Genomic DNA, 11,308 nt, shown 5'->3' on the forward strand with positions numbered 1-11,308 from the left:
TAAACCGCAGTAAACTGCGGTTTATTTATTTTATGAGAGAGATAAAGAACTACAGCGCAACAGGGCTGCCGTTACTGTCCATATCTTTTAGCTCAATAAGCACTTCTTCAGCCCAGTCAATCCAAGCTTGGCGGTTATGTAAACCACGACGAAGTGTTAAACGATCTAAGCGTTGTTGGCGGTCCATTGACTTATAATCGCTGAAATGAATTTTTTCTAGCTCTTTGTAATGGCCGATCAGTGTTTGAGATTCATCGATCAATGCAGCAAGTTGCTTTTGCATTGGCTCTGAATTGTGAACACCACAAACTAACAGCTTTGCTGAGAACTCATCGCGAGTTGTGGGATTACGTGCAGGTTCTTCAAACCAATTAAAGAGTGCTTGGCGACCGGCATCTGTAATGGCATAGACTTTACGATCAGGTTTACCCTCTTGAGGCTCAAGTCGACATGTTACTTGATCATTAGTCGCCATCTTATTCAGTTCACGATACACCTGTTGGTGACTCGCTTTCCAAAAATAGCCAATACTATGAGAAAACTCTTTAGTTATATCATAACCCGTTGCTTCTCTGTTGCTCAGCACGGTTAAAATTACGTGTGGTAGTGACATCTCTTCTATCCGTTAAATACGTCAAATAAAAATAACAACTGAACTAGATTACATACGCTTCGTAATGGCGTTTTTTATTTATAATCTTAATATCTTATAGTTCGGTTGAGACCGCATACAATATCATTAATTTGCTTAATATCGATACATCAAGATGAAATATCTGATGTACGGGCTTGCAAATTTATTATCTTGTGACCTTACTTCGATAGCGAAAAATCACTCGCACCATTAAAGGCTTAAACAATCTTATACATCATTGCTCATATCGAAGTTATAACTATCATAGCTCTGTTAAGAAACTTTATGCTGTATCAATATTGAGACAAAAAAGATTTTTCTTAACATATCGATAAATAACGGGAAAAAAAAGGGTCATCAAATGACCCTTATTAATTATTGCAATTTGCTATCCAGTATTTCGCATACCTGTTGCAATACCAGCAATAGTAACCATTAAGGCTTCTTCAAGTGCAGGAGGCAACTCTTCCTGTTGTCGAGTTCGATATAACAGTTCTGCTTGTAGCATATTAAGAGGCTCAACATAAATGTTGCGTAATCGAATTGATTCTGCGCCCCAAGGGTCTTGTTCCATTAAGTGATCGCTATTTTCAACCGTTAATACGGCCTTAATATCTTTACCTAATTGATCACGAAGCTTTTGACCTAATGGCCATAGAGATTCATCTGTTAGACGCTCGTCATAGTATTTAGCAATACCTATATTGGTTTTGGTGTAAACCATTTCAAGCATACCTAGACGTGTCGAGAAGAAAGGCCATTCTCGGCACATCTCTTCTAACAATTTCGTGTGGCCGTTGTTGATTGAATACTGAATAGCTTCACCAGCACCCAGCCATGCGGGTAGCAATAGGCGGTTTTGACTCCATGCAAAAATCCATGGGATCGCACGTAAGCTCTCTACACCACCTTGCGGGTTACGTTTCGCTGGACGAGAACCAAGAGGCAGTTTACCTAATTCAAGTTCAGGCGTCGCAGCACGGAAGTAAGGAACAAATTCAGGATCAACACGTACAACATTACGATAAGCTTCACAAGAGACTTCAGACAACACATCCATCAGTTCACGCCATTCTTGTTTAGGTGCTGGAGGCGGAAGTAGATTAGCTTCCAGTGTTGCACTCGCGTAAAGGCTTAAACTATTGATAGCGACTTCTGGTAAACCTAACTTAAAGCGGATCATTTCGCCCTGTTCGGTTACACGTAAGCCACCTTTTAAGCTGCGTGGTGGTTGGGATAACAGTGCAGCGTGAGCTGGTGCACCACCACGACCAATACTACCGCCACGGCCATGGAATAGGGTGATTTCAACGCCAGCTTGTTCGCAAACATCAACCAGTTTTTCCATTGCGCTATATTGCGCCCAACCTGCAGACATTACACCCGCATCTTTAGCTGAATCTGAGTAGCCGATCATGACCATTTGGTGGTTTTGAATAAAGCCACGATACCAGTCAATATTCAGTAGTTGCTCAATCACATCTGCACCATTATTCAAATCATCAAGGGTTTCGAATAATGGACAGACATCCATTCTAAATGGACAGCCCGCTTCTTGCAGTAGTAAGTGAACAGCAAGTACATCAGAGGCCGTTCGCGCCATTGAAATGACGTATGAACCTAATGCTTCACGGGATTGATCAGCAATAGTTTTACAGGTTTCAATGACTTCTTTAACTTCTGCCGATGGCTCCCAATCACGAGGAAGGAGTGGGCGTTTTGATGATAGTTCACGAACAAGGAAAGCAATTTTATCTTGCTCGCTCCATTGGTCGTAATCACCCAGTCCAAGGTAACGAGTAAGCTCTGAAATTACATCTGAATGACGAGTACTTTCTTGACGAATATCTAAACGAACTAAGTGTACGCCAAAACATTTAACGCGACGTAATGTGTCAAGCAGTAGACCATCAGCAATGATAGCCATGCCACACTCATGCAATGATTGGTAACACGCATACAGTGGATCCCACAGCTCTGCAATATCTTCAATAATAATATCGGAGGCGGGTTTTTGACCATGAATCTTCGCATCAAGATTGTCACGAGTGTGAAGCAGCTTATTACGTAGTTGCTTTAGAATCGCGCGGTAAGGTTCATGCTCTTCGCCTGCAAGCTCCCGCACCGTCTCGTTACACTGAGTCATGGATAATTCGTTGATTAACTCTTGAATATCATTGAGGTAAAGATCTGCCGCTTTCCAGCGTGATAAAGCGAGCACTTCACGTGTCACTTTCGAGGTAACAAATGGGTTACCATCTCGGTCTCCACCCATCCAAGATGAGAAGGTGACAGGTGATGCGTCAAGAGGTAGGGCTTCGCCAAGATGTTGCTGTAATTTTTCATCAAATAGGCGAAGAAATTCTGGTACAGCTTGCCATAGTGAATTTTCAATAACGGCATAGCCCCATTTGGCTTCATCAATCGGGGTTGGGCGTTGCTGACGAATAACATCGGAGTGCCATGCTTGGGCAATAAGCTGTTCTAGGCGCTGTTCGATACGCGCGCGTTCAGAGGTTGATAGCTCGCTAAGTTCTAATTGAGATAAACATTTATTAATCTGTACCAATTTGTGAATCATGGTACGTCGGGCGATTTCTGTTGGGTGTGCTGTTAGCACCAAATCAATATTTAGTTCACGAACCGCTTCAATAGAATCAAGCTGATTGACGTCATTATCGGTCAGCTTATTAAATAGCTCATCGAGTGCATTAGGGCTGCATAGTGTGGTTTCACATTGACGAGAGATAGTATGGTATTGCTCTGCAATATTCGTGAGATTTAGGAATTGGCTAAAGGCGCGAGCAACTGGAAGTAATTGATCATCGGGTAAGTTCTGTAGCTCATCGATAAGCTTTGCACGATCTTCTTCACTACCAGAATGTGCTGATTTAGATAGTTTACGAATAGTTTCGACTTTATCTAACAGTTCGTCACCATGTGCCGTTTTAATGGTATTACCAAGCAGGTGGCCTAGCATACTTACGTTACTTTTTAACGTGCTGTATTTCTCATTCATATCGCATCCATCTCGTAATTTAGTTACATCCAATTTAAACTTCTAACAGACAATCTAGCCGTGATCTCACTTTGAGGTCAACTATCATTACATTTATAAGTGTTAAAACCACTCTACTTTGATTTTGGTCATAAATGCGATTGAAGTCTGTAATTTTGTTTCATTATTGCTCGTTTGCTAACAAATAACAGTTAGTAATAATATTGTCTCAAACTGATGTCAAATCGATGAATGATGAAAATGTTACAAAAAGATGAATAAAAAGTTTTGAAAAGGATGGCGAAAGTGAGGTTTTTAAGGCTTTTCTGTTGACAGTACGTTAATTAATCAGTAAACATATAAATGCAACGCAAACGAATAATTTATTGCTTTATTTAGCCGTAACCTGAGCAAGGAATGCCGGGTCTCCATTGTTAATTTAGGATGTTTTAACATGAACCAAGCGAAGCTTTTTACTCATACCTTCCGACGACGCTAAGTCATATTCGCTTGGTGCGTATGCGCCCCTCATATTTGCTGTTTTCAGCACTCCTTGTTACACGTTACTGCTGCGAAAAATAAAGACTCAAGCCAGTTTTGCGCCTAAACGGTAACAACAATCATTAGACTAAAAATGGAATTTGTAATGTTAAAGACTTTAATTATCGGTGCAAGTGGCTATACCGGTGCAGAACTTGCGAAAATGGTGGTTAAGCATCCTCATTTAGAACTTGCGGGTTTATTTGTTTCTGAAAATAGCCTTGATGCGGGTAAACCGTTAAGTGATTTGCATGGTCAATTGAAAGGCATTGTTGATTTACCGTTACAACCGTTAATCAGTCCAAGTGATATTGCTAAAAATGCTGATGTTGTCTTACTTGCCACAGCCCACCAAGTCAGCCATGACCTTGCTGCTAGTTTCCTTAACGAAGGGTGTCAGGTTTTTGATTTATCCGGTGCGTTTCGTGTCAAAGGTGATGATTTCTATACCCAGTATTATGGTTTTGAACACCAGTACTCAAATTGGCTTGAACAAGCGGTTTATGGGTTAGCTGAATGGAATCATGATGCCATTGCTAAAGCTCAATTAATTGCCGTTCCGGGCTGTTATCCAACCGCATCACAATTAGCGCTTAAACCATTAATTGAAGCCGGTTTACTTGATACCGAGCAGTGGCCAGTGATCAATGCGGTCAGTGGGGTATCTGGTGCTGGTAGAAAAGCGACCATGACAAATAGCTTCTGTGAAGTAAGTCTCCAAGCTTACGGTTTATTTTCCCACCGTCATCAACCTGAAATCAGTACTCATCTAGGTCGCGACGTTATTTTTACCCCCCATCTTGGCAATTTTAAACGTGGCATTCTTGCAACGATTACAGCGAAGCTAGCACAAGGCGTTACGCTAGAGCAGGTAACGGAAGCATTGAACCTAGCATATGCATCTACAGCAGATAAACATGCGGTACGTCTTTTAGGAACACAAGCGGCACGTTTGCAAAATGTAGTGGGTACTTGTTTCTGTGATATTGGTTGGCAGGTGGATGCTCAACATATCATTTTAACATCAGCGATTGATAACCTTTTAAAAGGGGCTTCTTCGCAAGCGATGCAGTGCATAAATATTCGAAATGGTTTCCCACAATTAACCGCTTTAGTGTAGGAGTTCGATGATGAGTCAGGTTCCATTGGTCATTAAATTAGGTGGTGCAGTACTTTCATGTACAGAAACCTTAGAAAAGTTATTTTCGGCGATTGATCATTATCAAGCTAATTCGCAGCGTCCATTAATGTTAGTGCACGGTGGCGGTTATTTGGTTGATGACTTAATGACAAAACTGCAACTACCGACAGTAAAAAAACAAGGTTTACGCGTAACGCCTAGTGATCAAATTGCTGTTATTGCTGGTGCATTAGCAGGAACTGCGAACAAATTACTTCAAGGACAGGCGATTAAGTCTGGCGTAAAAGCAGTCGGGCTCAGTCTGGCCGATGGGGGTTTATGCCAAGTGACGCAATTAGATCCTGAATTAGGTTCAGTGGGTAACGCTAAGCCGGGTAATGGCGCATTGATCACACAAATCATGGCTTCGGGTTATATGCCGATCATTAGCTCAATTGGTTTAGATGGGCAGGGCGAGCTGATGAATGTTAATGCCGACCAAGCCGCCGTTGCCGTTGCCGCCGCCGTTGATGGTGAATTGGTATTACTCTCTGATGTGAGTGGTGTATTAGATGGTGAAGGGCAATTAATTGAAGCGTTAACAGAAGCTGAGGCTGAATCGTTAATTGAACAAGCGGTGATCACCGATGGCATGATTGTCAAAGTACGCGCCGCATTTGATGCCGCAAAAGCGCTAGGCCGTCCTATTGAAGTGGCGAGTTGGCGTTCCCCTGAAAAATTAACAGCACTATTTGCTGGCGAGAGCATCGGTACCAAATTTACGTTGTAATTGAAATTAAGTTAACAATATTTAGCACATCGCCTAAACGGAATAACCGCAAGGCTGATAAGGAGAACAGCACATGAGCAAGATTAATAAAGTTGTATTAGCCTATTCTGGCGGTTTAGATACATCGGCTATCATTCCATGGTTGAAAGAAAACTATGACTGTGAAGTTGTCGCATTCGTGGCCGATGTGGGTCAAGGCGAAGAAGAGTTGGTCGGTATTGAAGAAAAAGCATTGGCTTCAGGAGCTTCATCTTGTTATATCGCCGATCTTAAAGAAGAGATGGTGAAAGATTATATCTATCCATCACTAAAAACTGGTGCGGTGTACGAAGGTAAATACCTACTGGGTACTTCAATGGCGCGTCCAATTATTGCTAAAGCACAAGTTGAATGTGCATTAGAAGTGGGTGCTGATGCGTTATGTCACGGTTGTACTGGTAAAGGTAACGATCAGGTACGTTTTGAAGGTGCATTTGCCGCACTAGCACCACAGCTTAAAGTGATTGCTCCTTGGCGTGAATGGGATCTACGTAGTCGTGAAGCACTGTTAGATTACCTTGCTGAGCGTGATATTCCATGTACCGCATCGCTTGAAAAAATTTACTCTCGTGATGCGAATGCTTGGCACGTATCAACAGAAGGTGGGGTGCTAGAAGATACGTGGAATGCACCAAACGATTTGTGTTGGGTTTGGACAAAAGATCCAGAGCAAGCACCAGATCAAGCTGAAACGGTAACACTTAAGATTGAACAAGGTGAAGTGGTTGCGGTTGATGGTGAAGCAATGACGCCATACAACGTGCTAACGTACCTCAATGAAAAAGGTATCGAGCATGGTGTTGGTCGTATCGATATCGTCGAAAACCGCTTAGTAGGTATGAAGTCTCGTGGTTGTTATGAAACACCAGGGGGCACAATTATGATGGAAGCGCTACGTGCGGTTGAGCAGCTCGTACTGGATAAAGAATCGTTCGATTTCCGTCAAACGCTAGGTCTTAAAGCGTCGCACCTTATTTATGATGGTCGTTGGTTTACGCCATTATGCCAGTCATTAATTGCAGCAGCTGATGAGCTAGCAAAAGATGTGAGTGGTGAAGTGGTTGTTAAACTGTACAAAGGTCAAGCAACCGTGATTCAGAAACGCTCAACTAACAGCTTATATTCTGAAGAGTTTGCGACCTTTGGTGAAGATGATGTTTATGATCACAGCCATGCTGGCGGTTTCATTCGTCTTTACTCACTAGCAAGTCGTATTCGTGCTTTAAATAGCCAAAAGAAATAACCAAAACAATCACGGGGCTCCCTACTTAAGCCCCGTTTGATCACGCCATAACAAGATAAGCAAGTCGATACGTAGAGCAAAGGAGAGGTACCATGGCATTATGGGGCGGACGTTTTAGTCAGGCAGCTGACACACGGTTTAAACAATTCAATGATTCACTGCGTTTTGACTACCGTCTAGCAGAACAAGATATTGTTGGCTCAATCGCATGGTCTAAAGCCCTACGTCAGGTCGATGTATTAACTGAGCAAGAGCAGCAAAAGCTTGAGTTAGCATTGAATGAACTAAAGCTCGCTGTGATGGAAGATCCGGAGCAAATTTTATGCTCAGATGCGGAAGATATTCATAGTTGGGTCGAGCAACAGCTGATTGCCAAAGTCGGTGATCTTGGTAAAAAGCTTCATACCGGACGTTCACGTAATGATCAGGTGGCGACAGATTTAAAATTATGGTGTCGTCAGCAAGGTCAGCAATTGCTATTAATGCTAGACCGCTTACAGCAGCAGTTAGTGACAGTCGCCCGTGCTCATCAAGCTACGGTTCTACCGGGCTACACTCACTTGCAACGTGCTCAGCCTGTGACATTTGCCCATTGGTGCTTAGCCTATGTTGAGATGTTTGAGCGTGATTATTCTCGTTTAACTGATGCGCTCGAACGTTTAGACACCTGTCCGTTAGGCTCTGGCGCATTGGCAGGTACAGCCTATCCGATTGATCGTGAAGTGCTGGCGCATAGCTTAGGCTTCCACCGTGCAACACGTAATAGCTTGGATTCAGTATCTGATCGCGATCATGTGATGGAGCTGCTTTCTACCGCTTCTATTTCTATGCTGCATCTATCACGTATGGCTGAAGACTTGATCTTCTACAACTCAGGTGAATCTAACTTTATTGAGCTGGCAGATACGGTGACATCAGGATCATCTTTGATGCCACAGAAGAAAAACCCAGATGCATTAGAGCTTATTCGTGGTAAATGTGGTCGTGTTTATGGCGTGATGACTGGCATGATGATGACAGTGAAGGCGTTACCGCTTGCGTATAACAAAGATATGCAAGAAGACAAAGAAGGCTTGTTTGATGCCCTCGATAGTTGGCATGACTGTATGGAAATGGCGGCGTTGTGTTTTGATGGCATCAAGGTTAACAAAGACCGTACTTTAGAAGCGGCTATGCAAGGTTACTCGAATGCGACAGAGCTTGCAGATTACTTAGTGGCGAAAGGCATTCCATTCCGTGAAGCACACCATATTGTTGGTGTTGCTGTAGTTGCTGCCATTGCTAAAGGTTGCGCACTAGAAGAGTTATCACTTGAGGAGATGAAGCAATTCTCTGAAGTAATTGATGACGATGTATATCCAATTCTGACTATTGAATCGTGTTTAGATAAGCGTTGTGCACTGGGTGGTGTGGCACCCAATCAAGTGGATTACGCCATTGGTCAGGCTGAAAAAAGGTTAGAGAAACGTTATTCGCCAAGTGTGAAAGTGCGTGGTGCTCGTTTAACGGATCTTGATGCGATTGAAGGTATGGTGGTGTACTGGGCGGGGCTGGGTGAGAACCTACCACGTAACCGAAACGAATTAGTCCGAGATATTGGCTCATTTGCGGTTGCGGAGCATCATGGTGTCGTCACAGGTTGTGCGTCGTTATATGTCTATGATTCAGGGCTTGCGGAAATTCGTTCGCTAGGTGTTGAAGCGGGTTGGCAGCAACAAGGGCAAGGTAAAGCCATTGTTGAGCACTTGCTTGAAAAAGCCGAACAAATGGCAATTAAGAAAGTCTTTGTACTAACACGTGTTCCTGAGTTCTTTATGAAACGTGGCTTTACCCCGACATCAAAATCATTACTGCCAGAAAAGGTAATGAAAGATTGCGATCGTTGTCCGCGTCAACATGCCTGTGATGAAGTCGCGCTTGAAGTGCGATTGGATCAAGAGCAGCGAATTCCGACGGTTAATGTTGCTTGACGATGACTATGCCAATTATCTAGATCAAAAAAAGCCCTCATCAGAGGGCTTTTTATTTGGAGAGTTGTTGCGGTTTTGTTTTGGCTCACCAATTAAACTGCAGGTTTTAATTGATGAACAATCTGGACCACAATCCAGACAATACTTGAAAACTTAGCCTAGGTAAGTTTCTAGCTCTTCGCTACCACCGATGTGTTTACCACCGATGAATACCTGAGGAACAGTACTACGACCCGTAATTGCACGTAAAGAAACGGTTGTCGCATCTTTGCCTAGAATAATTTCTTCATACTGTAGACCTTTGTCGATCAAGTTCTGTTTTGCTTTCACACAGAAAGGGCAACCAGGTTTAGAGAATACGGTAATTGATTCTTGTAGCTTTTGTTCTGGTGCGATGTACTTCAGCATAGTGTCTGCGTCAGACACTTTGAATGGGTCGCCTGGCTCTTCGTTTTCAACGAACATTTTTTCAACAACACCATTTTTAACTAGCATGCTGTAACGCCATGAACGCGCACCAAAACCTAGGTCATCTTTCTCAACAAGCATGCCCATGCCTTTCGTGAACTCACCATTACCATCGGGAATGAAAGTGATGTTTTCAGCGTGTTGATCGGCTTTCCATGCATTCATTACGAACGTATCGTTTACCGATACACATAGGATGTCATCCACACCATTCTCAGCAAATACTGGGGCTAACTCGTTGTAACGAGGTAAGTGGCTTGAAGAACATGTTGGTGTAAATGCGCCAGGTAGACTAAATACGACAACGGTCTTATTAGCGAATAAATCTTCAGTTGTTACGTCAACCCACTGATCACCTTTGCGTGTGTGGAAAGTAACTTGTGGTACAGCCTGACCTTCTTTAGATGCGAACATAATGTAATCCCTTAAAAATATAAATGAGTCTGATGTAATCGGAGTGCTTAATCACTTGCTCCGTTTACTGTAGTTATTATGTAACTTTACTCTTGATAGCTCCAATCGTTTACTGCTATGGTTTCAATAGTCAAATCCTATTATAAGACATGCTAATGAATATTCGTGATCTGGAATATCTTGTTGCTCTTTCTGAGCACAAACATTTTCGTAAAGCAGCCGAAGCCTGTTACGTCAGCCAGCCCACATTAAGTGGACAAATTAGAAAACTAGAAGATGAGCTAGGTGTTTCATTATTAGAAAGAACTAGCCGTCGAGTATTGTTCACTGACGCAGGTCTGAGTTTAGTCGCTCAAGCGCAGAAAGTGTTGCTTGAAGTCAAAATACTTACAGAACTTGCTAGTGTGCAAGGAGAAAGTATGTCGGGACCGCTGCATATTGGTTTTATTCCAACGGTTGGTCCGTACCTTCTACCGCAAATTATCCCAAGTTTGAAAGAAGCATTTCCTGAGTTAGAACTTTTTTTACATGAAGCGCAAACTCATCAATTGGTACAACAGTTAGAAGAAGGCAAATTAGATTGCATTATTTTAGCTGCGGTAAAAGAAAGTGAACCGTTCATTGAGTTGCCGCTCTATGATGAGCCGATGATGTTAGCTGTGCCTGAAACACATAAATGGGCGAGTGAAAAAGATATTGATATGTCTTTGTTGCACGGCGAAAGTTTATTGATGCTAGAAGACGGACACTGTTTACGTAATCAAGCTCTTGGTTTTTGTTTTGCAGCAGGCGCGCGTGATGACGGTCGCTTTAAAGCCACCAGTTTAGAAACGTTACGTAACATGGTTGCAGCGGGCAGTGGCATTACGTTACTACCACAATTAGCAAGCCCGAAAGAGCATTGCCGTGATGGGGTGTGTTATATCGCAGCAAAACATCCTCAGCCAACGCGTTTGATCACATTAGCCTATCGTCCAGGCTCGCCACTTAAAGCGCGATATGAAAAGCTAGCTGAAGTGATCAAAGAAAAAATGCCAGAAGTTTTTGCCAAACATACTCAGCCATAATCTCTGTTTAGTTTACTGAAATAAA

At 42.7% G+C, this 11,308-nt stretch carries 8 protein-coding genes; 5 read left to right on the forward strand and 3 right to left on the reverse strand.

Annotated elements, in window-relative coordinates; all coding sequences use genetic code 11:
* Positions 1-49 precede the first annotated feature (49 nt).
* Together C9J38_RS13105 and ppc are read right to left on the reverse strand one after the other, a co-directional pair.
* On the reverse strand, positions 50-613 hold the full coding sequence (locus C9J38_RS13105; protein ID WP_107207485.1) for a PadR family transcriptional regulator: 564 nt from the start codon (positions 611-613) through the stop codon (positions 50-52).
* A 409-nt stretch (positions 614-1,022) separates the two neighbouring features.
* On the reverse strand, positions 1,023-3,653 hold the full coding sequence (gene ppc / locus C9J38_RS13110) for a phosphoenolpyruvate carboxylase (protein WP_107207486.1): 2,631 nt from the start codon (positions 3,651-3,653) through the stop codon (positions 1,023-1,025).
* A 625-nt stretch (positions 3,654-4,278) separates the two neighbouring features.
* Between ppc and argC the strand changes: the two genes are divergently transcribed.
* From argC to argH, 4 genes are all read left to right on the forward strand, one after another.
* Positions 4,279-5,292 carry an N-acetyl-gamma-glutamyl-phosphate reductase gene (gene argC, locus C9J38_RS13115; protein WP_107207487.1) on the forward strand — a complete coding sequence of 338 codons (1,014 nt, stop codon included), beginning with the start codon at positions 4,279-4,281 and terminating at the stop codon, positions 5,290-5,292.
* Between the two features lie 10 nt (positions 5,293-5,302).
* Entirely contained in the window at positions 5,303-6,082 is a 780-nt protein-coding gene (argB, locus tag C9J38_RS13120; protein ID WP_107207488.1) for an acetylglutamate kinase, read from the forward strand.
* Positions 6,083-6,155: 73 nt separating this feature from the next.
* Positions 6,156-7,364: an argininosuccinate synthase gene (locus C9J38_RS13125; protein WP_045083862.1), complete on the forward strand. Its 1,209-nt coding sequence runs from the start codon at positions 6,156-6,158 to the stop codon at positions 7,362-7,364.
* A 92-nt stretch (positions 7,365-7,456) separates the two neighbouring features.
* Positions 7,457-9,334 (forward strand): argininosuccinate lyase, encoded by a 1,878-nt coding sequence (gene argH, locus C9J38_RS13130; RefSeq protein ID WP_107207489.1) that lies wholly within the window; start codon positions 7,457-7,459, stop codon positions 9,332-9,334.
* Between the two features lie 153 nt (positions 9,335-9,487).
* On the opposite strand, the gene C9J38_RS13135 is transcribed toward argH, so the two are convergent.
* Positions 9,488-10,216: a glutathione peroxidase gene (locus C9J38_RS13135; protein ID WP_107207490.1), complete on the reverse strand. Its 729-nt coding sequence runs from the start codon at positions 10,214-10,216 to the stop codon at positions 9,488-9,490.
* Between the two features lie 155 nt (positions 10,217-10,371).
* Here C9J38_RS13135 and oxyR point away from each other — a divergent pair, with 155 nt between their 5' ends.
* A complete protein-coding gene (gene oxyR / locus C9J38_RS13140; RefSeq protein WP_005371846.1) occupies positions 10,372-11,283 on the forward strand; it encodes a DNA-binding transcriptional regulator OxyR in 912 nt (303 codons plus the stop codon).
* The last annotated feature ends 25 nt before the right edge of the window (positions 11,284-11,308 follow it).

It is taken from the genome of Photobacterium sp. GB-210 (assembly GCF_003026075.1).
Lineage (GTDB): Bacteria > Pseudomonadota > Gammaproteobacteria > Enterobacterales > Vibrionaceae > Photobacterium.